Source organism: Paucibacter sp. PLA-PC-4 (assembly GCF_026241155.1).
GTDB lineage: Bacteria > Pseudomonadota > Gammaproteobacteria > Burkholderiales > Burkholderiaceae_C > Roseateles_E.
Genome location: NZ_JAPFGP010000012.1, coordinates 164645 through 189284, shown reverse-complemented (window position 1 = coordinate 189284; position 24640 = coordinate 164645). Strand labels below are relative to the sequence as shown.

25 protein-coding genes are annotated in these 24640 nt (G+C 67.8%); 16 read left to right on the top strand and 9 right to left on the bottom strand.

The window, feature by feature from the left end; all coding sequences use genetic code 11:
* The first annotated feature begins 31 nt into the window (after nucleotides 1-31).
* Both OOZ63_RS19000 and OOZ63_RS18995 read left to right on the top strand, forming a co-directional pair.
* Entirely contained in the window at nucleotides 32-2269 is a 2238-nt protein-coding gene (locus tag OOZ63_RS19000) for a patatin-like phospholipase family protein (RefSeq protein ID WP_266007162.1), read from the top strand.
* Between the two features lie 92 nt (nucleotides 2270-2361).
* Nucleotides 2362-2619 (top strand): hypothetical protein, encoded by a 258-nt coding sequence (locus OOZ63_RS18995; RefSeq protein WP_266007161.1) that lies wholly within the window; start codon nucleotides 2362-2364, stop codon nucleotides 2617-2619.
* Here OOZ63_RS18995 and OOZ63_RS18990 read toward each other — a convergent pair.
* Nucleotides 2600-3331, bottom strand: coding sequence for a helix-turn-helix domain-containing protein (locus OOZ63_RS18990; RefSeq protein WP_266007160.1), 732 nt, complete (start codon nucleotides 3329-3331; stop codon nucleotides 2600-2602). The two genes, OOZ63_RS18995 and OOZ63_RS18990, sit on opposite strands and share 20 nt — an antisense overlap.
* Nucleotides 3332-3509: 178 nt before the next feature.
* Here OOZ63_RS18990 and OOZ63_RS18985 point away from each other — a divergent pair, with 178 nt between their 5' ends.
* A complete protein-coding gene (locus OOZ63_RS18985; protein ID WP_266007159.1) occupies nucleotides 3510-4100 on the top strand; it encodes a porin family protein in 591 nt (196 codons plus the stop codon).
* 64 nt (nucleotides 4101-4164) lie between these two features.
* Here the strand turns inward: OOZ63_RS18985 and map are convergent, their stop codons facing one another.
* Together map and ispD are read right to left on the bottom strand one after the other, a co-directional pair.
* Complete coding sequence (gene map, locus OOZ63_RS18980; protein WP_266007158.1) at nucleotides 4165-4911, bottom strand: type I methionyl aminopeptidase; 747 nt, start codon at nucleotides 4909-4911, stop codon at nucleotides 4165-4167.
* Nucleotides 4908-5612 carry a 2-C-methyl-D-erythritol 4-phosphate cytidylyltransferase gene (gene ispD / locus OOZ63_RS18975; protein WP_266007157.1) on the bottom strand — a complete coding sequence of 235 codons (705 nt, stop codon included), beginning with the start codon at nucleotides 5610-5612 and terminating at the stop codon, nucleotides 4908-4910. The genes map and ispD overlap by 4 nt, the downstream gene beginning before the upstream one ends.
* Before the next feature lie 126 nt (nucleotides 5613-5738).
* Here ispD and OOZ63_RS18970 point away from each other — a divergent pair, with 126 nt between their 5' ends.
* Complete coding sequence (locus tag OOZ63_RS18970) at nucleotides 5739-6272, top strand: hypothetical protein (protein ID WP_266007155.1); 534 nt, start codon at nucleotides 5739-5741, stop codon at nucleotides 6270-6272.
* A gap of 22 nt (nucleotides 6273-6294) precedes the next feature.
* On the opposite strand, the gene OOZ63_RS18965 is transcribed toward OOZ63_RS18970, so the two are convergent.
* Entirely contained in the window at nucleotides 6295-7818 is a 1524-nt protein-coding gene (locus OOZ63_RS18965) for an acetyl-CoA hydrolase/transferase family protein (RefSeq protein ID WP_266007154.1), read from the bottom strand.
* An 84-nt stretch (nucleotides 7819-7902) separates the two neighbouring features.
* Here OOZ63_RS18965 and OOZ63_RS18960 point away from each other — a divergent pair, with 84 nt between their 5' ends.
* On the top strand, nucleotides 7903-8961 hold the full coding sequence (locus OOZ63_RS18960) for an RNA methyltransferase (RefSeq protein WP_266007153.1): 1059 nt from the start codon (nucleotides 7903-7905) through the stop codon (nucleotides 8959-8961).
* A gap of 34 nt (nucleotides 8962-8995) precedes the next feature.
* Complete coding sequence (locus OOZ63_RS18955) at nucleotides 8996-10798, top strand: glutamine--tRNA ligase/YqeY domain fusion protein (RefSeq protein WP_266007152.1); 1803 nt, start codon at nucleotides 8996-8998, stop codon at nucleotides 10796-10798.
* On the opposite strand, the gene OOZ63_RS18950 is transcribed toward OOZ63_RS18955, so the two are convergent.
* From OOZ63_RS18950 to dbpA, 5 genes are all read right to left on the bottom strand, one after another.
* Nucleotides 10767-10991, bottom strand: coding sequence for a hypothetical protein (locus OOZ63_RS18950; protein ID WP_266007151.1), 225 nt, complete (start codon nucleotides 10989-10991; stop codon nucleotides 10767-10769). The genes OOZ63_RS18955 and OOZ63_RS18950 overlap by 32 nt on opposite strands.
* A 139-nt stretch (nucleotides 10992-11130) precedes the next feature.
* On the bottom strand, nucleotides 11131-11724 hold the full coding sequence (locus tag OOZ63_RS18945) for a hypothetical protein (protein ID WP_266007150.1): 594 nt from the start codon (nucleotides 11722-11724) through the stop codon (nucleotides 11131-11133).
* A 14-nt stretch (nucleotides 11725-11738) separates the two neighbouring features.
* Nucleotides 11739-12866 (bottom strand): M48 family metallopeptidase, encoded by a 1128-nt coding sequence (locus OOZ63_RS18940; RefSeq protein ID WP_266007149.1) that lies wholly within the window; start codon nucleotides 12864-12866, stop codon nucleotides 11739-11741.
* Entirely contained in the window at nucleotides 12863-13576 is a 714-nt protein-coding gene (locus OOZ63_RS18935; protein ID WP_266007148.1) for a hypothetical protein, read from the bottom strand. The genes OOZ63_RS18940 and OOZ63_RS18935 overlap by 4 nt, the downstream gene beginning before the upstream one ends.
* Nucleotides 13577-13733: 157 nt before the next feature.
* Nucleotides 13734-15155 (bottom strand): ATP-dependent RNA helicase DbpA, encoded by a 1422-nt coding sequence (gene dbpA, locus OOZ63_RS18930; RefSeq protein WP_266007147.1) that lies wholly within the window; start codon nucleotides 15153-15155, stop codon nucleotides 13734-13736.
* Nucleotides 15156-15307: 152 nt separating this feature from the next.
* On the opposite strand from dbpA, the gene OOZ63_RS18925 reads away from it, so the two are divergent.
* From OOZ63_RS18925 to OOZ63_RS18880, 10 genes are all read left to right on the top strand, one after another.
* Nucleotides 15308-16576: an efflux RND transporter periplasmic adaptor subunit gene (locus OOZ63_RS18925; RefSeq protein ID WP_266007146.1), complete on the top strand. Its 1269-nt coding sequence runs from the start codon at nucleotides 15308-15310 to the stop codon at nucleotides 16574-16576.
* Nucleotides 16577-16588: 12 nt separating this feature from the next.
* Nucleotides 16589-17290, top strand: coding sequence for an ABC transporter ATP-binding protein (locus OOZ63_RS18920; protein ID WP_266007145.1), 702 nt, complete (start codon nucleotides 16589-16591; stop codon nucleotides 17288-17290).
* 13 nt (nucleotides 17291-17303) lie between these two features.
* Nucleotides 17304-18578 (top strand): TolC family outer membrane protein, encoded by a 1275-nt coding sequence (locus tag OOZ63_RS18915; protein ID WP_266007144.1) that lies wholly within the window; start codon nucleotides 17304-17306, stop codon nucleotides 18576-18578.
* A gap of 8 nt (nucleotides 18579-18586) precedes the next feature.
* Nucleotides 18587-19909, top strand: a complete 1323-nt coding sequence (locus OOZ63_RS18910) for an ABC transporter permease (protein WP_266007143.1) — start codon at nucleotides 18587-18589, stop codon at nucleotides 19907-19909.
* Nucleotides 19909-21141, top strand: coding sequence for an ABC transporter permease (locus OOZ63_RS18905; protein WP_266007142.1), 1233 nt, complete (start codon nucleotides 19909-19911; stop codon nucleotides 21139-21141). Before OOZ63_RS18910 ends, OOZ63_RS18905 begins: the two co-directional genes overlap by 1 nt.
* A gap of 22 nt (nucleotides 21142-21163) precedes the next feature.
* Nucleotides 21164-22501, top strand: coding sequence for a sigma-54-dependent transcriptional regulator (locus OOZ63_RS18900; protein ID WP_266007141.1), 1338 nt, complete (start codon nucleotides 21164-21166; stop codon nucleotides 22499-22501).
* A 10-nt stretch (nucleotides 22502-22511) separates the two neighbouring features.
* Nucleotides 22512-23885: a sensor histidine kinase gene (locus tag OOZ63_RS18895; RefSeq protein WP_266007140.1), complete on the top strand. Its 1374-nt coding sequence runs from the start codon at nucleotides 22512-22514 to the stop codon at nucleotides 23883-23885.
* Between the two features lie 78 nt (nucleotides 23886-23963).
* The gene (locus tag OOZ63_RS18890; protein WP_266007139.1) at nucleotides 23964-24104 is read left to right on the top strand and encodes a PIN domain-containing protein; all 141 of its coding nucleotides are present in this window, start codon (nucleotides 23964-23966) and stop codon (nucleotides 24102-24104) included.
* A 40-nt stretch (nucleotides 24105-24144) separates the two neighbouring features.
* A complete protein-coding gene (locus OOZ63_RS18885; protein ID WP_416234757.1) occupies nucleotides 24145-24399 on the top strand; it encodes a PIN domain-containing protein in 255 nt (84 codons plus the stop codon).
* A complete protein-coding gene (locus OOZ63_RS18880; protein WP_266007138.1) occupies nucleotides 24387-24602 on the top strand; it encodes a toxin-antitoxin system HicB family antitoxin in 216 nt (71 codons plus the stop codon). Before OOZ63_RS18885 ends, OOZ63_RS18880 begins: the two co-directional genes overlap by 13 nt.
* Nucleotides 24603-24640: the final 38 nt, after the last annotated feature.

Sequence of the window (24640 nt, the reverse complement as noted above, 5' to 3'; positions counted from 1 at the left end):
CGGCCTCGGCACACCAAGATTCCAAACGCACATGCCCATCCAGGCCCTGCTCTGCTGTGTACTTCTGCTGCAGTTGCTGCTGCCTTCGTCGGCGCTGGCCCAGGCCGAACCTGCGCCAGCCACCTCGACCGAGCGCCCCCGCATCGGCCTGGTGCTTTCCGGTGGCGGCGCGCGCGGCATGGCCCATATCGGTGTGTTGCGAGCCCTCGAGCGGCTGCGCGTGCCGGTCGATCTGATCGTCGGCACCAGCATGGGCGCGGTCGTCGGTGGCGCCTATGCGGCGGGGCGCAGCGTCGAGGAGTTGGAGGCCTTTGTGCACGGCGCAGACTGGGACGCCATCCTGGCGGACCGGCCACAACGTCGTTCGCTGAGCTTTACCCGGCGCGAGGAAGACCTCGCCGTGCCCTCTCGCATCGAGCTGAACTTGAATCTGCAGGGCGCCAGCCTGCCGCCGGCGGCCGCCGGCAACAGCGCGCTGGAGCATGCGCTGGAGCAGCTCGTAACCGGCGCGCGTGCCGAGCTGCCCAGCAGCCGCCTGGCCCTGCCCTTTCGCGCACTGGCCACCGATCTGCTCAGCGGCGAACTTCAGCAGATGAGCGACACGCCGCTGTTCCTGGCGCTGCGGGCCTCGATGGCGGTGCCCGGAGTCTTCGCCCCGGTGCGCATCCAGGGCCGGCCCCTGGTCGACGGCGGCCTCGTGCGCAATCTGGGCGTGGACGTCGCACGCAGCATGGGTGCTGACCTCATCATCGCGGTCAATGTCGGCTCGCCGCTGCTGGAGGAGCGCGAGCTGAGCAGCGCCATCGGCGTGGCCAACCAGATGATCCAGATACTGACCGAGCAGAACGTCGCGCGCTCGCTCAAGGAGCTGCGTGCCAACGATGTGTTGATCGACCCCCAGCTTGACGGCATCGGCTTCATGGACTTCAGCCGCCGCGAGCTGGCACTGGAAGCTGGCGAGCGCTCGACCTTGGCCGCGCAGGAACGGCTGGCGGCGCTGGCGCTGAGCGAGGCCGACTACGGCGACTACCGGCGCGCCCGGCTACAACAGGCCGCGCCGGTGCTTGCGGCCGACAGCGCACTGCCTCTGGGCGAGCTTCGCATCGAGGGCACACGGCGCAGCCAGGTGCCGGCGCTGAAAGGACAGCTGCAGCACCTGCTGGGCCTGGCGCCGGGCACACCGGTGACCCAGGCCCAGGCCGAGCAGGCGGCGACCGCGCTCTATGGCAGTGGCGAGTTCGAGCGCGTCGATGCGCAAAGCGTCGAGCGCGAGGGTCGGCGCGACATCACGCTGCGGGTCAGCGAGGCCGACTGGGCCTTCAGCCGCCTGCGCCTGGGTCTGGATCTTTACAGCAATTTTGATGACACCAACCGTTTCTCCGTCGTCGCGATGCACCACCTGGGCTGGCTCAACCGCTGGGGCGCCGAGCTGCGCAGCACGCTGCGACTGGGCGCCCGCCGCGAGTTGAGCACCGAGCTGCTGCAGCCGCTGGGCGCGGGCTCGCCCTGGTTTGTCGCGCCCAGCCTGCGCTCCGAGAGCAGCGATGCCGATCTGTTCGACAACGGCCGACGCATCGGCCGCTATGCCTACAGCAGCAGCCGCAACGAGGTAGCTCTGGGCCGGCGCCTGGGCAACTGGGGCGATGTGCGTCTGGGTGTCGGCGGCCTGAGCAACCGCGTGCGTATGCTGGTGCCCGAGGTTGCCTTGCAGGGAGGACAGCGCCAGCGATTTGGCACTGTCTATGGCCAACTACGCGTCGACAGCCTGGACTCGGTCGCCTTCCCCAGCCGCGGCCAGCTGCTGGACCTGCGCCTGGACCTGCTGCACTCGGACGTGCAAGGGGGCTCGCTACAGCTCGGCCTGGCAGCGATGAGCGCCTTTCAGTGGCGTGCCTGGGCCGGCCACGTCTATCTAGAACTGGCGCACGGCAGCTACGGCAGCGATCGCAGCCTGGGTGGCTTCTTGCGCCTGTCGGGCAGCCCGGATGCCTCGCTGCAGGGTCAGAACATCGCGCTGGCCCGGCTGGTGATGGCCAAGCGCATCGGCCAGATGCCGCTGGGCCTGGGCCAGGCCGTGCGGGCCGGCTTCTCGCTGGAGGCCGGTGGGGGTGTGCAGCGCGGCCAGATCGTCGGCCCCGGCGACTTGAAGCTGGCCGCCAGCGGGTTTCTGGCCGTCGATACCCGCTTCGGCCCCTTTTACTTCGCGCTCGGTCACACCCGCGCGGGCCCGAGCGCGGTCTACCTCTTTCTCGGCCCGGTGTTCCGCTAGGGTTCGACCGGTGCTACCGGTGGCAGCGTATGGCGGCACCTTTGCCGCCGCTGTGGCATTCAGACGTCAGGCCGACAACACTCGGCCCCGCCATGACACTGACCAAGCTGCTCCACCCCCCCGCCCGTGTGCCGGCCGCACCGCGGCTGCGCCGCCGCCATGGCCTGCTGCTGAGCGCAACCTTGTTGGCGCTGGTGGCCTGCAGCGGCGCAGAGCGCGCGGGCCAGCTCCCCTGCCTGAAAGCCCAGCTGGGCCGCTTCAGCGCCAAGCTCGTGCTGAGCTGGCACTGCAAGGCCGACAGTGTGCCGGCCGGCCCCGCCCTCCCTAAGCTCAGCGCCGCATCGCGGTGAACTGCGAGAACTCCCAGGAGCGCAGCCCCAGCAGCAAGGTGTAGCCGTCGCGCAGCGCCGGCTGCAGGCGCTGGTCGTCCTGATGCAGGCGCGCCAGCTCGGCGGCCAGTTGCTGGATCTTTTGCACCAGTTCCTGCGCGCTCGGGTCGGACAGCCGGCCGTGCACGCAGAGCATCGTCTCTCCGGGTCCGTCGAAGCGGCCGGCGAAATAGTCGCCAACCACATGCTGACGCATCAGCTGCTGGACCGGCCCATCGGGCAGCCAACGAAACGCGCGCGAGACGCGCAGCCGGTAGCGGTTCAGCGGCTTGAGCTCGATCAGCGCGAGGCGGTCGAGCTTGAGCAGATAGCCGATGCACTCGGCCTCGCTGACCGCGTAGGTCTCGATGATCTGCTCCAGGGTCCAATGACCGAGACAGCAGGTCGCCACCATCAGCAGCTTGGCATCTGCCACCAGCGCCCGCTCCTGGGCCAGAGTCAACGTGTCGGACTGCGGCGCCGCATCGGCCGCCTGGCGCAACACATCCTCCAGCGCCACACCGATCACCTTGCAGACCTGGGCCAGGCGCGACAAGCTCATATCGCCTTGCGAGAACATGCGCTTGATGCTGGACTCGCTGAGATCGAGCCGCTCGGCCAGGCCACGATAGGTCATATTGGCCGCGCGCATCTCGCTGCGCAACACCTGCAACAACAGCTCCGGACTGCTCATCTCCACCCTCCCCGCCCTGGTCTTGCATGGGCACAAGTATCGTTTTTCGCCACACAGCGGACCGAACTATGCCACTTGCCAGAGTCAACTGGCAGTTTCCCGAAGCCCCGTGGACACTGCGTTCCGTCGTGAACCCAAAGCGGGTCACCGGCAGAACAAACCCAAGGAGTAGTGCCCCATGAAGTCCCCCGTTCGCTTTGCTTTCGCCGCCCTGGTCGCCATGCTGGCCGCCGGCGCCGCTTCGGCCCAGTCGTCCAGCAATGCCGGCCCTAGCATGTATGCCGGCGCCAGCCTCGGCCTGTCCAACAAGTACGACATCAGCTGCCAGACCGGCGTCAAGTGCGACAAGACCGCCAAGACAGGCGGCAAGGTTTTCGGCGGCTACATGTTCGACGAGACCTTCGGCGTCGAGGCGATGGGCTTTGGCATCAAAAGCGGCATCGGCAGCCTGAAGAACCAGGCCAATGTGCTGGTGCCCGGCTCGGTCAATCTGCGCGGCCTGGGCGTCAGTGGTGTGGCAGCCTACAACGCAGGCCCCTTCGCGCTGAAGGGCCGTCTGGGCGTGGCCTACACCCAGACCAAGTCCTACGCGGGCGCCACGACCAAGAAGTCCAGCATGCAGCCCTTGATCGGCGCTGGCGTCAGCTATGCGCTGACCGAGCAGATCGCGCTGAACGCAGATTGGGACCGCATCTCGGCCAAGTACGGCAGCAACAAGGTCAAGACCCATGCCGATATGTTCTCGGTGGGTCTGAGCTACAAGTTCTAAGCCTGCGCCGAGTGAAGTCAAAACGCCCCGCAAATGCGGGGCGTCTTTCATGGTGCGGTGAGCTTCAGTGACGGGTCACGACCAGCGGCGCACCGCGGGTGACGATCAAGGTGTGCTCGAACTGGGCCGATAGATTGCCCTTGATGCCCGACAGCGTCCAGCCATCGGCCTGCTCGTCGACCATCGTGCTCTTGGTCGACAGAAACGGCTCGATCGTGATCACCATGCCCTCGGTCAACACACGGGTGTCGCTGGCGTCGAAGTAGCCGGGGATGTACTTCGGGTCCTCATGAAGCGAGCGGCCGACGCCGTGGCTGCAAAGGTTCTCGATGATCTTGAAGCGGTGGGCCTTGGCGACGCGCTCGATCGCATGGCCGATGCGGTTGAGCTTGGCGCCGTGGCGCACCTCCTTGAGCGCCTGCTCCAGCGCATAACGGGCGGCGAATACCAGCTGGGTCTTGGTCGGCGTGGTCGGCGGTACGACACGGGTGCCGCCGGTGTCGGCAAAATAGCCGCCGAGCTCGGCCGAGACATCGATGTTGACGACATCGCCCTTGGCGATCAAGCGCTCACCGGGGATGCCGTGCGCGGCCTGCTCGTTGATGCTGATGCAGGTAGCACCTGGGAAGTTGTAGCTCGTGGCCGGGGCCGACCTGGCACCGAACTCAGCCAGCCACCGCGCGCCCATCTCATCGAGCTCGCGGGTCGTGATGCCAGGCTTGATCGCATCGAGCATGCGGTTCAATACGCTGGACACGGCATGGCCGGCGGCCTTCAGGCCGACAATATCGGCATCGGTTTCTACGGTCATGCACGTGTCCTCAACAAACGTTCGGCCAAGGCAAAATCCGCCGGCCAGGTGACTTTGAAATTCTCCATCGGGCTCTCAACCAACAGAGGCTGGTGGCCCAGCGCCTCGATGGCGCTGGCTTCATCAGTGACGCCCTCACCGCCCCCGGCCAGCGCCGGTTTCAGCAGTCCCAGGCGGAACATCTGCGGCGTCTGCGCGGCCCACTTGGCGCTGCGGTCCACCGTATTCATCACGCGGCCATGACTGCTCTGCTTCAGGGTGTCGGCCAGCGGCATCGCCAGCAGGCCGCCGACCTCGTCGTCAGCGCAGGCCGCGATCAGCTTCTCGACCCACTCTGGCCGCAGCATGCAGCGCGCCGCATCATGCACCAGCACCCAATCGTGCGGCTGGGCGCCGCGCGCCAGCAACTCGTCGAGCCCATTGGCGACACTCTCGGCCCGGCTCGCACCGCCGCAGCGAGCCACCCAGCCCTCAAAGCCCGGCACCGCGGCCTCGAACTGATCATCCTCGGGCGACAACACCACCAGCGTGGCGACAAGACCAGGCACTCGTGCCAACGCCTGCAGCGTGTGCGCCATCATTGCCAGCCCCGCCAAGGGCACATACTGCTTGGGGCCTTCGGCGCCCGATCGGGCGCCGACGCCGGCGGCCGGCACCAGCGCATAGCAGCGCGGCTGAAGGCCCACGGTGTAACTTGTCATCGGGCAATTCTATGGGGTCGGGTGACTACACTGGCCCGCAAGCCACCGGATCGCATCCCTGCTTAGATGACAGCACCACCCCAAACTTCCACCTTGCACAGCGCGTTCCCGGCGGCCTTACGTCCTGTGCTGGGCCATTTCGCAAAGACCTACCTCCCTGGTGAATCGCTGGAACTGAGGTTTCAATTCGAAATCAGTGTGCTGGGCGAGACGCTGACACTGCCCGGACGCTGCTATGTTGATCGACGCAAACTGGTTGATGCTTTCGGCGACTGCGGTGTTCGAGGTGATATCCGACTGGTCGCGCTTTGTATCGGCGCTCGCCACGATGACGGTTTCTTGCGCGAGTCATGTGTTCGCAAGCTGCTGAGAGTTCGCGAGCCGTGGGTACTTCCCTTTGTGCTGGCGCCGCTGGGCGAGTACGTGATCGAGATCATCGAGCTGATCGAGTCGGCACTGCCCAGCCTGGACGCTAGCGGCTGTGCCGAGTTCGTTCGCGCCAATCCGGCCTTCATGGCCACTTTGCGGCGCCGGGTGATCAGCTACTGGGACTGCTACTTCCGCCGTGCATATCCGATGATCTGCCAGTACCCCGCGTATCGGGCATTGATGACGCTTGAAGGCATGGCGGCAAAATCAGACAGCCCCGTCGAGAAGTAGCCCCGGAGCAGATCGCGGACGATCATGTCTGGCCGCGCATCGAGCCCTGGCGCAGATAGCGCGTGTGCCAAGCAAAGGCCTCGTCCAGCAGGTGCGGCGTGTGCAGGCCCGGGGCGCCGGCGCGGGCGCGCGCCACATAGTCACGCAGCGCGGGCCGGTAGTCGGGATGGGCGCAGCGTTCGATCACCAGAGTCGCGCGCTCTTTGGGCGACAGGCCGCGCAGATCGGCCAGGCCGTGCTCGGTGACAATGATCTGCACATCGTGCTCGGTGTGGTCCACATGCGAGACCATGGGCACGATGCAGGAGATCGCGCCGTCCTTGGCGGTAGACGGCGTCATGAAAATAGACAGATAGGCGTTGCGGGCAAAGTCGCCCGAGCCGCCGATGCCGTTCATGATGCTGCTGCCCATGATGTGGGTGGAGTTGACGTTGCCGTAGATGTCGGCCTCGATCATCGCGTTCATCGCGATCAGGCCCAGGCGGCGTATCAGCTCGGGGTGATTGCTGATCTCCTGCGGGCGCAAGAGGATGCGCGAGCGGTAGAACTCGATGTTCTCTTCGAACTCGGCCGCTGCAGCCGGGCTCAGCGACAGCGCGGTGGCCGAGGCAAAGCTCAGCTTGCCCGAACGCAGCATCGCCAGCATGCCGTCCTGCAAGACCTCGGTATAGGCCGTCAGCCCCTCGAACGGGCCCTCGTTGAGCCCGTCCAGCACCGCATTGGCGATATTGCCGACGCCCGATTGCAGCGGCAGCAGGGCTGGCGTCAGGCGCCCGCGCGCCACCTCCTGCTGCAAGAACTCGATCAGATGGCCGGCAATTGAGCGCGAGACTGCATCGGGCTCGGCGAAGACACTGTTGCGGTCGCTCTGCTCGGTCTCGACCACGGCCACCACCTTGCTCAGATCGCAGCGCAGATACGGCTCGCCGATGCGGTCGCTGACCTGGGTCAGCGGGATCGGAATGCGGTGCGGCGGCCGCTGCGTGCCGTAGTAGATGTCATGCATGCCCTCCAGCGCGGCAGGCTGGCGGCGGTTCACCTCGATGATGATCTTGTCGGCCTGGTCCAGCCAGGTCTTGTTATTGCCGACCGAGGTCGAGGGGATCAGCCGGCCGTCCGGCAGGATGCCGGCGACCTCAATCACCGCGACATCCAGCTTGCCAAAGAAGCCGAACCAGACGTACTGGGCCACATGGCTCAGGTGAATATCGGTGTACTCCATCTCGCCGGCATTGATGCGCTTGCGGCTGGTCGGGTCGGACTGGTAGGGCAGTCGCATCTCGACGCCGTTGACCTTGGCCAGCGCGCCGTCAAGCTCGGGCGCGGTCGAGGCGCCGGTCCACAGGCCGATGCGGAACTCCCGCCCTGCCGCGTTTTCGGCTGCAATGCGCGCGGCAAGCGCCTGCGGCACGGCCTTCGGATAGCCGGCGCCGGTGAAGCCGCTCATGCCCACATGTGCACCGGCGGGAATCAGCGCCGCCGCAGCCTCGGCTGACATCAGGCGCTGCAACAGCAGCGGGTTCTGGATAGAAGGTGCAAGAGGCATGGAGGACAATCGGGCAGCGGCGGCAATGCCGCGCAGCTTAGCCTAATCCAAGGGTTAACACTGATTTTCCTGGCAATCCTCGCGATGCGCATTCATGACATTCAACACCGCCTGCAAGCCCTGGGCGCCAAGCCGCCCCATGTGCAGCGGGTGCTGCGGCATTGGGTCCAGGCCCTGCCGCTGGACCAGGGCCGGCGCGCCATCGAGGACTTCCTGCCACTGACGGTGCGCGAAGCCCTGCCGTCGCTGATGGGTGAACTGCAGGGCCTGGCCCGGCTGCGCTCCAGCCACCCCGGCGAAGACGGCTCGGCTCGGCTGCTGGTGGACTTGGTCGATGGTCAGATGGTTGAGAGCGTGCTGCTCCCGCGCGACGGGCTGTGCGTGTCCAGCCAGGTCGGTTGCGCGGTTGGCTGCCAGTTCTGCATGACCGGGCGCGACGGGCTGATCCGCCAGGTCACAAGCGGCGAGATCGTCGCCCAGGTGGCGCTGGCACGCACCCTGCGCCCGGTCAAGAAGGTGGTCTTCATGGGCATGGGCGAGCCAGCCCACAACCTCGACAACGTCATCGAGGCGATCGAGTTGCTGGGCACGGCCGGCAATATCGGCCACAAGAACCTGGTGTTCTCGACCGTCGGCGATGCGCGTGTGTTCGAGCGCCTGCTGGAAGGCCCGGTCAAGCCGGCGCTGGCGCTGAGCCTGCACACCAGCAAGCCGGCCTTGCGCGAGCAGTTGCTACCGCGCGCACCGCGGCTGACGCCTCAGCAGTTGGTCGACGCCGGCGAAGCCTACGCCCGCGCCAGCGGCTATCCGATCCAGTACCAGTGGACCCTGCTGGACGGTATCAATGACGGCGAAGACGAGCTGGACGGCATCGTCGCGCTGCTCAAAGGCAAGTTCGGCCTGTTGAACATGATCCCCTACAACAGCGTGCCCGAGCTGCCCTTCACCCGCCCCAGCTGGGACAAAGCCCGGGACATCGCCCGACGCCTGCACCAGCGCGGCGTGCTGACCAAATTGCGCGATTCAGCCGGCCAGGATGTCGATGGCGGCTGCGGCCAGCTGCGCGCCCGCGCCGAGGCGCCCATCAGACTGCAGGGCCGAAAGATCGCGATCCAGCCTGCCGATAAAATGGTCAGCCAATAACACCAACCCCGACAGCATCAACCGCTGCCCCCCGATGTCCCACCCGACAAACGACGAAGCCCACAAACCCCATAACTTCCTGCGCGCCATCATTGAGCGCGATCTCGAAGGCCAGGGGCAGCTGCAGGGCGAGCGCCGTTTCGCCGGCAGCCCGGGCGACGCCGAGCACCACGGTGCCGGCGCGCTGGACCCTGCAAAGATCCGAACCCGTTTCCCTCCCGAGCCCAACGGTTATCTGCACGTCGGCCATGCCAAGGCCATCTGCCTGAACTTCGGCCTGGCGCGCGACTATGGCGGCATCTGCCATCTGCGCTTCGACGACACCAACCCGGAGAAGGAAGAGCAGGAATACGTCGACGCGATCAAGGAGATGGTGGCGTGGCTGGGCTGGAGCTGGGATGCGGAGTTCGAGGGCAGGACCACCTCGCACCTGTTCTACGCCAGCAATTACTTCGACTTCATGTACCGCGCGGCCGAGCACCTGATCACGGCCGGCGACGCCTATGTCGACGAGCAGACGCCGGAGCAGATGCGTGCGAACCGCGGCGACTTTACGACCCCGGGCACCAACAGCCCCTTCCGAGACCGCTCGCCCGCTGAGAATCTGGCTCGCTTTCGCGAGATGCGCGACGGCAAGCATCCAGACGGCGCGATGGTGCTGCGCGCCAAGATCGATATGGCCTCTCCCAATATCAATCTGCGCGACCCGGCGCTGTACCGTATTCGGCGCGCCACCCACCACAACACCGGCGACACCTGGTGCATCTACCCGATGTACACCTACGCCCATCCGATCGAGGACGCGCTGGAGCGCATCACGCACTCGATCTGCACCCTGGAGTTCGAGGATCAGCGCCCCTTCTACGACTGGCTGCTGGAGCATCTGGCCGATGGCGGTCTCCTGGCCCGGCCCCTGCCCCGTCAGTACGAGTTCGGCCGTCTGAACCTCAGCTATGTGGTCACCAGCAAGCGCAAGCTGCGTCAGCTGGTCGAGGAAGGCCATGTGACCGGCTGGGATGACCCCCGCATGCCGACCTTGGTGGGCATGCGCCGGCGCGGCTACACGCCCGAGAGCATCCGCGCGATGGTCGACGGCTCCGGCACCACCAAGACCAATAGCTGGCTGGACTATTCGGTGCTGGACGGCTGCCTGCGCGCCGATCTGGAGGGCAAGGCGGCGCGCGCCAGCGTGGTGCTGGAGCCGCTCAAACTAAAGCTGACGAACTTTGCAGAGATCTTTGGTTCGACTGAGCATCGCGAGCCCTGCCACGCCCCGGCCCACCCGCATCTGCCCGAGCTGGGCCAGCGTGACTTCACCTTCGGTCCCGAGCTGTGGGTCGAGCGCGAGGACTTCATGGAAGTGCCGAGCAAGGGCTATCACCGCCTGTTTCCGGGCAACAAGACCCGGCTGAAGTACGGCTACGTGGTCGAGTGCACCGGCTGCGAAAAGGACGAGGCCGGCAATATCACCGCCGTGCTGGCCACCATCGTGCCCGACACCAAGAGCGGCACGCCCGGTGCCGATGCCATCAAGGTCAAGGGCGTGATCACCTGGGTCGGCGCCCATGAGGCCGTCGCAGCCGAAGTGCGGCTGTACGACCGCCTGTTTACGGTTGCGCAGCCGGGCTCGGGTGACATCGACTTCATCACCGAGATCAACCCCAGCAGCTGCAAGATCGTCCAGGCCTGTTTGGAGCCCTCACTGGCAAAAGTCCCGGCCGGCACCCACTTTCAGTTCGAGCGTCACGGCTACTTCATCGCCGACTCGGTCGACCACAAAGCCGACAAGCCGGTCTTCAACAAGGTCACCGGCCTGCGGGACGGTTGGGGCAAGTAAAGAGCACGGCGGGAGTCGCGTACTCCCGCCCGATCACGGTGCGGGCGAACAGGTAGTTGGTCAACGCTCGCGGGCTCAGCTGGTCCAGCGCCACATTGCCGCGCTCGTCACAGGGAAAGGCCAGAGCCTTGCCGGCGTCGAACAGCGACTGAAAACGCAGCTCGCAAGGGCTGGCCGAAGCGGTTTGATCCATGAGCCGACTCCTGATGCTATGGGCAATGGCTCAAGCCTAGGCGCCGTGCACCACAACGCCCGTGCATAGTGCGCAGTCCGGCGCCGCAGCCCGCGCAAGCGCGGGGCCAGGCGCCAGGATTTCACACCACCGCGCCCTCTCAACCTTTGAGCTGAGCCCCGCGGGCCAGGGTTTCAACGCGCGCCTGGTAGCGCGGGAAGAACACCAGACGCGGCGCGCTGTAATGGATGACAAACAGCTCGCCATTGCGTACCGCGCCGTAAGCCAAGCCGCGCATCGGCACATCGTCGACCTTGCGGTTGAGCGAGTACTCGAAACGAAAACCCTTGCCGCCCAGGAACTCGGTCGGCTCCAGCTTGTCGAGCTGGAAGCTCGAGCCATCGCGGGTCAGCATGGCCTGGTAGAGCGCCACCACATCGGCCGGCAGCATCGATGCCTTGAAGTTCAGCGGTCTTTGGCTCTTGGCCTCATCGGGCAGCTTGGCAATCGCCTGGCCATCCTTGATGCCCACATAGAACTGCAAGGCGTCGATGGTCACGCCCTCGATAGTCCAGGTCGGCGTGTCGTTGCCGAAACCCCGTTCAAACTGGTTCCAGGCGGTGTCAAGCTTCAGCGCCAGTCGGTTGCCGACCAGCGCGTCGCCGGTCGCCACCTTGCTGACAGCCGCGCAGCCCGACAGCAGCAGCACCAGGGTTGCCGCGACCAGCAGGCCGGAGATACTCTTGTTCTTCATCACGGAAAACTCCCTCACAGAAAACTCTTGATCAGGGCCGCATCGGCGGCCTCGGGGGCAAGTTCGACATAGCGACCAAAGGCCTGGCGGGCTCGCTGCGGCTGCTCGCGGGCCTGGTACAGATAGCCCAGCGCGCGGTGCAGCTGAGCCGGCTCCTGGCCCAGTTGCAGGGCCTGCTCGAAGTCCTGCAGCGCGCGGTCCGTGTCATCGCCGGTGGCGCGCTGGCGGCGCGTCTCGCCACGGAAATACAGCAGGTCGCTGCGCTGCGGCGAGCGTGCAATCAGCCGATCCAGCAGCACCAGGGTCTCGCCGTGCTGGCCGCGCCGCAGCTCGTCTTCGAGCATCATTTGCTGCAGGCCGGCTAAGCGGCCGCTCAGTTCGGCGGCGCCGACGAAGCCGCCGCTATCGGCCATCGCCAGTTGGGCGAGCGTAGCGCTGCGCTCGTCGGACGGCGGATGGGTCGCAAACATCGGGCTGGACTTGGCAGGTTCATGGGCGGCTGCGGCCTCGGCGCGCAAATGCTCCCAGACCTTGCTGGCCTCGCGGGTGTCATAGCCGGCCTTGCGCATCAGCTCCAGGCCGATACGGTCGGCCTCGCGCTCCTGATCGCGCGAGAAGCCGAAGGCTCCGGCCAGCGAGGCCATCTGCCCGACCAGGCCCACCACGCCGAACATGCCCATGAACATGCCGAAGGCGCTACGTGCCTTGACGTCGCGCAGGCGCTCCAAGGTGTGGCGCTGCATGTAGTGGCCGATCTCATGGCCGACCACCGCCGCCAACTGTGCCTCGTTGTCGACCCGCAGCAGCAGCCCGCTCCAGATCTGCATCATGCCGTTGGGCGCCATGCTGGCGTTGAAGAAGGGCGTGCGCACCGGATAGACGCGCACATCGGCGCAATGCTCGCCGCCGAGCTTGCAGGCCATGTCCTGCAGATAGTCGCGCAGCGGCGCGTCGCGCAGCACGAAGGGGCTGCGGCGCAGCCGGGTCTCCTCGCGGTCCATCATGGCCCAGAGCCCGCCCTCGTCGCTGCCGGGCTCGGGTTTGCTGAAGCGCGAAGGTGCCAGCCAGGTACTCCCCTGGGCCTGCGCGGCGCAGTGCGCGCAGCCGGCACCCAGGGCCGCCAACAGTCTGCGGCGCTTCATTGCACCTTCGGGAAGCCAGCCAGCAAGGCCTCGATCGACTCAGTCGCCGACTCCGCCTCGCGCAGGTCCCCGCTGGCGCGTGCCAGGCGGTTGAACCACATCACTTGGCCGCTGTTCAGATCCACCAGCGAGGCATAGCCGGTCTGCACACCACCGCTGATACCCACGCCAAGCAGTGCCAAGCCGACCATGGCCATCTTGCGCTCGGCGCTGGCATAGCTGTCGCGCACCCACACGAAGAGACCGTACTGCGCGCCGGTCTTGGCCTGCAACTGCTTCATCGCATCGCCAAAGCTCCAGTCCAGCTTGCCGTCCTTGGTCGGCAGCGCCCAGCCACCACCCATTGAATGGTGCAGCGCAATCGAGCGCGCGACGGCCGCATGCAATGCGATCGGCTCGGCGAACTCATCGGCGGCCGTCTCGCTCATCGGCTCGGCGCTGAAGCCGAGCTTTGTCGACTTGGCAGCCAGCGCGGTTTTCATATGCCCATGGGCGGCGGTCGTCCAGTCAGCCCGGGGCTCGTTGACTCCACCGGCCGACATCGAGAACAGCTCGACGTCGACGGGCATCACCACCACCTTGGCGGCCTTGGCCAGCTGGGTGAAGCCCGGTGCCAGATTGGCGTTCTGCGCCAGCACAGCGCCCGGGCTCACGACCAGACCGACGCTCAGACCGACCGCGGCCAGCACCGACTTGATGTCATTCTTCATCACATACCCTCCCTACGGATAACGTCGACAAACGCCGGCGCTCTGGAGGCACCGGGCGATTTTTCAGGTCTCACGGCGCGGGAATGTAACAGCTGGTCAGTGGCTCGACCCCATGGTCGACCCTGCCCCACCCTTCAGGGGGATAGGCCTGCGGCGCTCACAGCTCCGCGAGGTCCGCCATGCGCCGCACCTTGACCTTGCGGCCCTTGAGCTTGCCATTGGACAGGCGCACGACCGCCTCGCGGGCGATGCTGCGCTCGACCGCCACATAGCTGTGGAACTCGGTCACATTGATCTTGCCGATCTGCTCGAAGGCATAGCCGGCCTCGCCAGTCAGTGCGCCGACGATGTCGCCGGGACGGATCTTGTCCTTGCGGCCGCCCAGGATCTGTAGCGTCTCCATCGGCGGCTGCATGACCGGACCAGGCGTGGGCGTCAAGGTGTCCAGCGATTGCCAGCTCGACTCCTTGCCCAGCATCTGCTCGATGCGCCCGATGCGGCCCATCTCGTCCAGGCTGGCCAGGGTCAGCGCCAGGCCCTCGGCGCCAGCCCGGCCGGTGCGGCCGATGCGGTGCACATGAACCTCGGCATCGGGCGTGGTATCGACATTGATCACGCACTCCAGCTGCGCGATGTCCAGGCCGCGCGCCGCCACATCGGTGGCCACCAGTACTGAGCAGCTCTTGTTGGCGAACTGGATCAACACCTGGTCGCGGTCGCGCTGCTCCAGATCGCCGTGCAGGGCCATCGCGACAAAGCCCTGGCCTTGCAGCACATCGACCAGATCGCGGCACTGCGCCTTGGTGTTGCAGAACGCGATCGTGCTGGCCGGGCGGAAATGATTCAGCAGCAGCGACACCGCATGCAAACGCTCGCTCTCGGCCACCTCGTAGGCAAGCTGGCGGATCTGAGCCGGGGCCCGGGTCACGTCGGTGGCGCCGAGCTTCACCTCCTTGGGCTCGCGCATGAACTGGCGGCTCAGCTCGACGATGGCATCCGGATAGGTGGCCGAGAACAGCAGGGTTTGGCGGTTCTTGGGCGCCTGTTTGGCGATGGTCTTGATGTCGTCGATGAAGCCCATGTCCAGCATGCGGTCGGCCTCGTCGAGCACCAGCGTGTTCAGCTTGCCGAGGCTCAGGCTGCCGCGCTCCAGATGGTCCATCACCCGGCCCGGCGTGCCCACCGCGATATGGCAGCCGAAGCCCAGGCTGTCCATCTGGGGCTTCATCGGCGAGCCGCCGCACAGGGTCAAAATCTTGATGTTGTCGGCAGCGCGCGCCAGCCGGCGGATCTCCTGCGTCACCTGGTCGGCCAGCTCGCGGGTCGGGCACAGCACCAGGGTCTGCACGCGCAGGTCGGCCGCGTCCAGCCGGTGCAGCAGCGACAGCGCGAAGGCGGCGGTTTTGCCGCTGCCGGTCTGGGCCTGGGCGATCACGTCCTGGCCGGCCAGGGCCAGCGGCAGGCTGGCCGCCTGAATCGGGGTCATCTGGGTGTAGCCGAGCTGGGCCAGATTGGCCTGCATTGCGGGGCTCAGCGGCAGCTGGGCAAAAGAGAGCTTGTCGTTTTGGGGGGCGTTCATCGGCGGATTATCCCCTGCCCGACTGTCCGGCGGCCGTCCGGACAGCTGTCCGCGGACACTGACCCGGCCAATACCGCGCGCATTAAGTCATTGATTTTCAATAATTTTCCCGTCCGCCGGGGGCAGGCACGGGCTTTGCGTTCAAGAGCGGCATGATCCGCGACACCTCCGCCCAAGACCGCCCCCTGCCAAGCCGCCCGGGCCGACGCCGCCTGCTGATGCTGGCCTTGCCCGCTGCGGCATTGGCTGCGGGCGTGGCCGTCTGGCCCTCGGTGCAGCGCCTGGCCGCCGGCCAGACCTCGGTCAGCCTGTCGCGCCTGACCGTGGCCACCGTGGCCCTGGGGCCGCTGGTGCGCGATGTGGCCGGCGAGGGCCGGGTCGTCGCGGCCAACAGCCCGACGCTCTATGCCCCTCAGGCCGGCAGCCTGAGCCTGGAGGTGCGTGCCGGCGACGGCGTCAAGCGCGGCCAGCTGCTCGGCCGCATCGCCAGCCCCGAGCTGAGCGCCCGCCTGGCTCAGGAGCAAAGCAATGCCGATGCGATGCGTACCGAGCTGCTGCGCGCCGAGGTCCAGGCCCGCCAGCAGCGTGCCGCGCTGCAAAGCGCCTGGGAGAACGCCAAAATCGACCGGCAGACGGCGCAGAACCATCTGGCCCGCCAGACCCAGGCCTTCGAGGCCGGCGCGACCGCCGGCATGCAGGTCGAACAAGCGCGCGACGCGCTGGAGAAGGCGCGCATCACGCTGGCCCATGCGGAGTCCGGCCTCGGCCTGACCGAGGACAGCCTGAGGTTCGATGTCCAGGCCAAGCGCCAAGCGCTGGAGCGCCAGAGCCTGCTGGTGCAGGACCTGCGGCGCCAGCTCGCCGAGCTGGAACTGCGCTCGCCGGTGGACGGTCAGGTGGGCCAGCTGCTGGTGGCGCAGCGGGCGCAGGTGGCGCGCGACGCGCAGCTGCTGACCGTGGTCGACCTCTCGGCGCTGGAGCTGCAGATGCAGGTGGGCGAGAGCTTTGCCCGCGAGCTGGCCATCGGCATGCCCGGCGAGATCAATGGCAACGGTCGCAGCTGGAGCGGCCGGGTCAGCAGCATCTCGCCCGAAGTGGTCAACGGCGAGGTCGCAGCGCGGCTGCGCTTTGACGGCGAGGCGCCGGAGCAGCTGCGCCAAAACCAGCGCCTGTCAGTGCGCGTGCTGCTGGACAAGCGCGAGCAGGTGCTCGGCGTCGCGCGCGGCAGCTTTGCCGACGAGGCCGGCGGCACCCATGCCTATGTGCTGCGCGAGGGCGTGGCCGAGAGGGTGGCGGTGCGCCTGGGTGCGCGCAGCCTCGACAAGATCGAGATCCTGTCCGGCCTGAAGGCAGGCGACCGGGTCGTGATTGCCGGTGCCGACGCCTTTCAGGGCGCGCACCGGGTAACGATTGCCAACTGAAGGGACACAAGAATGCTCAAGATGACCGGCCTGGCCAAGGTCTACCGCACCGAGATGGTCGAGACCTATGCGCTGCGCGACTTCAATCTGACCGTCAAGCAGGGCGAGTTCGTCGCCGTCACAGGCCCCTCGGGCTCGGGCAAGACCACGTTCCTGACCATTGCCGGTTTGCTCGAAGCGCACAGCAGCGGCCGCTACGAGCTTGACGGCGTCGACGTCAGTGGCCTCGGCGACGCGCAGCGCTCGCGCCTGCGCAACGAGAAGATCGGCTTCATCTTCCAGGCCTTTAACCTGATCGGCGACCTCAATGTGGCCGACAACATCGAGGTGCCGTTGCGCTACCGCGGCTTCAACAGCGCAGAGCGGACCAAGCGGGTGCGTGACTCGCTGGAGCGGGTCGGCCTGGCCTCTCGAGCCCGCCACTATCCGGCGGAGCTGTCGGGCGGCCAGCAGCAACGCGTCGCGATCGCGCGTGCGCTGGCCGGCGGCCCGCGCCTGCTGCTGGCGGATGAGCCGACCGGCAACCTCGACAGTCAGATGGCGCGCAGCGTGATGGAGCTGCTGGAGGAGTTGCACCGCGAAGGCGCCACCATCGTGATGGTCACCCACGACCCCCAGCTGGCCGCCCGCGCCCAGCGCAATGTGCATGTGATCGACGGCCAGGTGGTCGACATCACGAGCGATCTGTCGGCCTTGGAACGTCATGCGGCCTGAGACCCGAATACTGATGCTGAGTCTGGCGCTGCTGCCAGATCTTGCCGGGGCGGCCGACGATCTGCTGCAGGCCTATGCCCAGGCCCGCGCCAGCGACCCGGTGCTGGCCGCCGCCGAGGCTGCGCGCGGCGGCGCCCGTGAAGAGGTCGGGCAGGCGCGCGCGCCGCTGCTGCCGCAATGGACGCTGGCGTGGACCCAGGAGCACCAGCGAGGCGGCAGCGAGCAGCGCTCGCGCGAGCTGCAGCACCGCATCAGCCAGGTGCTGCTGGACTTCTCCCGCATGGCCCGGCTGCGCTCGGCCCAGGCCCGCGACGAGGGCGAGCAGGCCCTGCTGCAGGCGGCACAGCAGGCCCTGCTGGTGCGGGTGGCCCAGGCTTACTTCGGCGTGCTGAGCGCCAGCGACGCGCTGGCCACCGTGCAGGCCAATGAAGACGCCTTCGCCCGCCAGGTCCAACAGGCCCAGGCCCGCTTCGCCGCCGGCCTGGGCGCCCAGGTCGATATCGAACAAGCCCGCACCTACCACGCGCTGGCTGGCGCCAACACCGTGGCCGCGCGCAAGGCCCTGCTCGATGCCCGTGAGGCCCTGGCCGAGATCACCGGCAGCCCCATCGGCCCTCTCAAGCCACTGGGTCAGGACCTGGCCGCGCTGCCGCCCGAAGCGGCCGAGCGCGAGGCCTGGGTCACGCAGGCGCTGCGCGACAACCCGGCGCTGCGCGCCGAGCAACTGGCCCTGTCCGCCAGCGAGCAGGCGCTGGACGCGGCGCGCGCCGCCCATCTGCCGACCCTGAGCCTGGCGCTGGAGAGCGGCCGCCACTGGCCGCCGACCGCGGGCGCCGGCTCGGGCGCCGGTTCGGGCAGAAGCGACACCACGCTGGGCCTGAGCCTGAGCCTGCCACTTTTCGCAGGCGGCGCTACCGAGTCGCAGCGCCGCCTGGCCGCCTACCAACGCGATGGCGCCCGCGAGGCACTGGAACAGCGCCGCCGCCGCGTGATGCGCGAGACGCTGGCGCAGTTCGACGCGGTGCAGCTGGGCGCCGCCCAGATGGACAGCACGCGCAGCGCGGTCGAAGCCGCCGGCCGGGCCCTGGCCGCCACCCAGACCGGCCAGGAGCTGGGTACGCGCAGCATGACCGATCTGCTGCTGGCGATCCAGAACCAGGCGGCCGCCCGGGGCGCCTATTCCCAGGCCCGCCATCACTATGTGCTGGCCCGTCTGCAACTGCAGCAGGTGGCCGGCGCCATCGACGAAACCCACTTGGCAGCGGTCAACGCGCTGCTGCAGGAGTAGAAAAGAAAATGCTCAGCTACTACCTCACCCTCGCCCTGCGCAGCCTGCGGCGCAGCCCGGCCCTCAGCGCGCTGATGGTGATCGCGATCGCGCTGGGCGTCGGCGCCAGCATGACCACCTTGACGCTTTTCCGCGTGCTGGCCGGCGACCCGATCCCGCACAAGAGCGCGCAGCTCTTCAATGTGCAGCTGGATGCCGAGCGTCTGCTATCAATGACTCCCGGTGGCGACCCGACCCTGCAGCTGACCCGTTTTGACGCCGAGGCGCTGCTGCGAGAGGCGCGCGGGCTGCGCCAGGTGATGATGACCGGCGCCCAAATCGCGGTGGACCCGGCCGGCTCGGCGGCGCCGGCCTCGGCCGCGCTGCCACCTTTCATGGCCAGCGCCCGTTGGGCCAGCAGCGATTTCTTCGCGATGTTCGAGGCGCCGCTGCTGCACGGCCGCAGCTGGAGTGCGGCCGAAGACCAGGCCAAGGCCCGCGTGGCGGTGGTGTCCCGCGCGCTGGCCGAGCAGCTGTTCGGCCAGTCGGATGCGCTGGGCCGGACCCTGCGCCTGCGCGATAAGGACCTCACCATCATCGGCGTGCTGGCCGACTGGCGACCGGCGCCTCACTACTTTGACCTGACCCTGGGCGCCTACGAGAGCGCCGCCCAGATCTTCGCGCCGCTGCAGACCGCGCTGGACCTGGACTTGGGCCGCTCCGGCGATACCACCTGCTGGGCAACAGCCCAAGTGCCCGACACCAGCGCGCTGAACGCCCCTTGCGCCTGGCTGCAGTACTGGGTCGAACTCAAGGACCCGACCGCAGCCGCCGACTACCTGGCCTATCTGCAGCGCTACTCCGAGCAGCAGCGCAGCGTCGGCCGCTTCGAGCGACCCAGCAATCCGCGGCTGACGCCGGTGATGCAGTGGCTGGCCAAACGCCAGGTCGTGCCCAGCGACATCCGCCTGCAGCTCTGGCTGGCCCTGGGTTTTCTGCTGGTCTGCCTGAGCAATACCGTGGGCCTGCTGTTGGCCAAATGCCTGCGCCGCTCCGGCGAGATCGGTGTGCGCCGCGCCCTGGGGGCCTCCAAGCGGGCGATCTTCTGGCAGTTCCTGGTCGAGGCCGGCGTGCTGGGTCTGGCCGGCGGCCTGCTGGGCCTGGCGCTGACCTGGGCCGGCCTGGCCGCCATACGGCTGAACCCCACCCCCTATGCCCAGCTGGCCCAGCTGGACTGGGCCATGCTCAGCGCCACCTTGGCCGTGGCCCTGGCAGCCGCGCTGGCCGCCGGCCTGCTGCCGGCCTGGCGCGCCTGCCAGATCACCCCCGCAATCCAGCTGAAAGCCCAGTGATGGACATCCTGCCTATCCTCTCGACGCTCAAACGTCACAAGATCGCCGCCGGCCTGATCGTGTTGCAGATAGCTCTGACCTGCGCCATCGTCTGCAATGCGCTGTTCGTGATCAGCGAACGCCTGGCGCTGATCCAGACCCCCACCGGCATGGTCGACCACGAGTTGCTGGTGCTGCGAGTCAGCGGGCTGACGCGCAGCGAGAACCCCGAGGCCCAGACCCGCAGCGATCTGGCCGCGCTGCGCGCGCTGCCGGGAGTGGCCGGCGTGACCCTGGTATCCCAGCTGCCCTTTGTGCTGGGATCCAGCGCAGAGAGCGTCAACAACACGCCGGACCAGAACCAGCGCGGCGTCAGCGTCGGGGCCTATTCAGCCCGTGAAGGCTGGCTGTCGACCCTGGGCATGCGCCTGGCCGAGGGTCGCGACTTCGAGCCGGCAGAGTACGAGGATGCCGCCAAGGTCTTCAAGGACGGCGAGGAGCCCAAGGTGCCAGCCGTGGTCATCAACCGCCGCCTGGCCGAGCGCATGTTCCCGGGCCGCTCGGCCCTGGGCCAGCCGCTCTATGTCTATGGTTCGACGCCGCAGATCGTGGTCGGCGTGCTGGACCTGCTGCCCTCGCCTTACCCGCGCGCGCGCGACGAGAGCGATCTGCACACCATGGTGCTGCCGATCCGGCCCAGCTATCGCGGCGGCAACTACATCCTGCGCGTGGCCCCGGGCGCAGACCGCCAGGCGGTGCTGAAGGCCGGTGTCGCAGCGCTGGAGCAGAGCAGCCTCGGCGGCAAGCGGCTGTTCCGCCAGCAGCGCGCGCTTGAAGACCTGCGCGCCGACTACTACCGCCAGGACCGCTTCATGGTGGGCCTGCTGCTGGCGGTCTGCGCGGCCATGCTGGTGGTGACGGCCTTCGGCATCGTCGGCCTGGCCAGCTTCTGGGTGCAGCAGCGCAGCCGCATGATAGGCACGCGCCGTGCCCTGGGCGCCAGCCGAGCCCAGATCCTGCGCTATTTCCAGACCGAGAATTTCCTGCTCTCCAGCATCGGCATCACGCTGGGCATGGCGCTGGCCTATGGCATCAATCTGCTCTTGATGACGCAGTACGAGCTGCCGCGCCTGCCGCTGCTCTACCTGCCCGTCGGTGCGCTACTGCTGTGGGCCCTGGGTCAGCTGGCCGTGCTGGGCCCGGCACGCCGCGCGGCTGCCCTTCCTCCCATGCTGGTCATGCGTGGGGTCTAGCAGCAGATAAAGTCCGCTCCCAATGCGCACCGTTCTGATCATCGATGACCACCCCGGCGTCGGCGAGGCCCTGGCCCTGCTGCTCTCGCTGCACGACATCCGCGCGCTGGTGGCGCCGGACCCGGCCCAGGGCCTGGCCCTGCTCGAACGGCAGGACGTGGACCTGGTGATTCAGGACATGAACTTCCAGGCCGACACCACCTCCGGGCTTGAGGGTCAGGTCTTGTTCAAGGCGCTGCGGGCGGCCCGGCCCGACCTGCCGGTGATACTGCTGACCGCCTGGACCCATCTGGAAAGCGCGGTGGCCCTGGTCAAGGCCGGGGCCGCCGACTACCTGGCCAAGCCCTGGGACGACGCCAAGCTGCTGGCCACGGTGGAGAACCTCTTGGAGCTGGCCGAGAGCAGCCGCGCGCTGCACAGCGGCCGCCGCGAGCGGCGCCGCCGGCACGAGGCGCTGGCCGGGCGCTACCGGCTCGACGGCCTGGTGTTCGCGTCCGACGCGATGCTGCGCTGCCTGGAGCTGGCCTGCCAGGTGGCACGCTCGGCGGCGCCGGTGCTGATCACCGGTCCCAATGGCAGCGGCAAGGAGCGGGTCGCCGCCATCGTGCATGCGAACTCGGGCCTGAAGGGCGCGCCCTTTGTCGCGGTCAACTGCGGCGCGCTGCCCGGCGAGCTGATCGAGGCCGAGCTGTTCGGCTCCGAGAGCGGCGCCTTCACCGGCTCGACCCGGGCCCGCGAGGGTCGCTTCGAAGCGGCCGACGGCGGCACGCTGTTTCTCGACGAGATCGGCAACCTGCCGCTGGCCGGCCAGGTCAAGCTCTTGCGCGTGCTGGAGACCGGCCGTTTCGAGCGCCTCGGATCTAGCCGCACGCGCGAGGTCAAGGTGCGTGTGCTCAGCGCCACCAATGCCGATCTGCGCGCGATGGTGCGCGCCGGCAGCTTTCGCGAGGACCTGTACTACCGGCTCAATGTCATCGAGATCGTGCTGCCGGCCTTGGCCGATCGCGGCGAGGACATCCTGCCGCTGGCAGCGCATTTTCTGGCCGGGCGCGCCACGCTCAGCGACGGTGCCAGCGCCGCGCTGCTGGCCCATGCCTGGCCCGGCAATGTGCGTGAGCTGAAGAACGTCATCGAGCGGGCCGCCCTGCTGGCCGGCGGCCAGACGATAGGGCCGGAGCTGCTGGCCCTGCCGGCGCCTCTTGCCCCGGCCCACCGTAATCTGGACGAGCCCAGCCGCGAGACCGTGCAGGCCGCACTGGCCGCTGCCGGCGGTGTGGTCAGCCGTGCGGCCCAGGCGCTGGGTCTGTCGCGCCAGGCCCTGTACCGGCGCATGGAGCGCTACGGCATGGTCGCGCCCTGATGTGGCTGAAATGACGCGGCTGAACACCCTGACCAACCGGCTGACGCTGGGCCTGGTCGCCGCGGGCCTGGGGGCGCTGGCCCTGCATGCCGGCCTGAGCGTCTGGCCGCTGCCGCAGCTGCTGGCCCTGCTGGGCCAGCCCGCGCTGAGCGCTCCAGCCGCGCTGGCGTTGACCGGCCTGATGCTGCTGCCGCTGGCCTGGTTGATCGCCCATGGGCTCAGCGCGCCGCTGGCGCGCCTGCTGCGAGCGCTCGAGGGCGCGGTGCTGAGCTACCGCGACGGCGAGTTCGGCAGCTCGATCGCCGCCGATGCGCCCGGCGCCAGCGCCGAGATGCAGGCGCTGATGCGCCTGCATCATGAACTGGGCCACGCGCTGCGCGAGCAGCGCCAGCATCTGGCCCAGCGCGAGCTGCTGCTCGACACCGTGGTGCAGAACACCCCCGTCGCGCTGGTGCTCAGCGATGCCGGCGAGCGCGTGGTCTATGCCAATATCGCCGCCCGCCAGCTGCTGGCCGAGGGCCGCAGCATCCAGGGCGCGGACTTCAGCGCCCTGCTGGCTGAGGCGCCGGCCGCGCTGCGCGAGGCCATGCAGACCCAGCAGGACGGCCTGTTCAGCCTGGAGTTGGACGGCGCCGAGGAAAGCTTCCACCTGTCGCAGCGCGAGTTCCGTCTGCAGGGGCGGCCGCACCGCCTGCGCCTGCTGCGCCGCATGACCCGCGAGCTGTCGCGCCAGGAGGTGGCAAGCTGGAAGCGGGTGATACGCGTGATCAGCCACGAGCTGAACAACTCGCTGGCGCCGATCTCCTCGCTGGCCCACAGCGGCGCCGAGCTGGCGCGCCGGGGTGAAGCCGAGCACCTCGCCCGGCTGCCCGGCGTGTTCGCCAGCATCGGCGACCGCGCACGCCATCTGCACCAGTTCCTCGACGGCTATGCCCGCTTCGCCAAGCTGCCGGCGCCGCAACCTGCCGAGGTCGGCTGGGCCGGCCTGCTGGAGCGCCTGGGCGCCCACTACAGTTTCCGCCTGGAAGGCGCGCTGCCGCAGAGCCCCGGCCACTTCGACGCGGCGCAGGTCGAGCAGGCCCTGATCAATCTACTTAAGAACGCTCACGAGGCCGGCGGCCCGCCCGAGGCCATCACGCTGGGCCTTGCCCACGAGGGCCAGGACTTGCGCCTGACCGTGTGCGATCGCGGCCCCGGCATGAGCGAGACCGTGCTGAGCCAGGCCCTCTTGCCCTTCTACTCGACCAAGCGCAGCGGCTCCGGCCTGGGTCTGGCCCTGGCCCGCGAGATCGCCGAGGCCCACGGCGGGCGCATCGCGCTGAGCAACCGCCAGGGCGGGGGTCTGAGTGTGGTGCTGAGTTTGCCGGAACAGCTACGAAGCTGACGTCACTTGATCCCGCGCGGCCAAATCACCATCGGTATCAGCGCTCCAAAAGACAGCACATACGCTACCATTTTCGTCATGACCATCGTCGTGCTGGACACCAATATCGTGGTCGCCGCGCTGCTGCGTGGCGGTGGCAGCGCACGGGCAGTGCTGCGCGCCTGCCTCACCAGGCAGTACGAAGCGGTGCTGGGGCCAGCCTTGCTTGCCGCAGTATGAAGACGTGCTGGGTCGTGCCGAACTGTTCGTTGACTCCCCCTTGTCACCGAAGGAGCGCGGCGATGTTTTCGACGGCTTCCTGAATCGGTGTCGCTGGGTCGAGGTGTTTTATGCCTGGCGACCCAACCTGCCCGACGAGGCCGACAACCATTTGATCGAGCTCGCGGTGGCGGCACAGGCCAATGTCATCGTGACCCGCAATCTGCGTGACCTGGCGCAGGGTGAACTGAAGTTCCCCGCACTCAGGATTCTTCCACCCGAGCACTGCCTGGAGGTGTTTCCATGTCAACCCTGACGATACGTTTGCCAGACGATAAGCACGAGCGTCTGAAGGCGCTTGCGCGGTCCAACTCCATCAGCGTCAACAAGCTGATGGACGAACTGGCCACCGTCGCGCTTGCCAATTTCGACGCCCGTGTGCGCTTTGAAACCCGGGCCACGCGTGGCAATCCCAAGCGCGCATTGAGCCTGCTCGACAAGCTGGACCGTGCGGGCTGACAACAGGCATATCCATGAAGTTCAATCCCCCCGCAGTC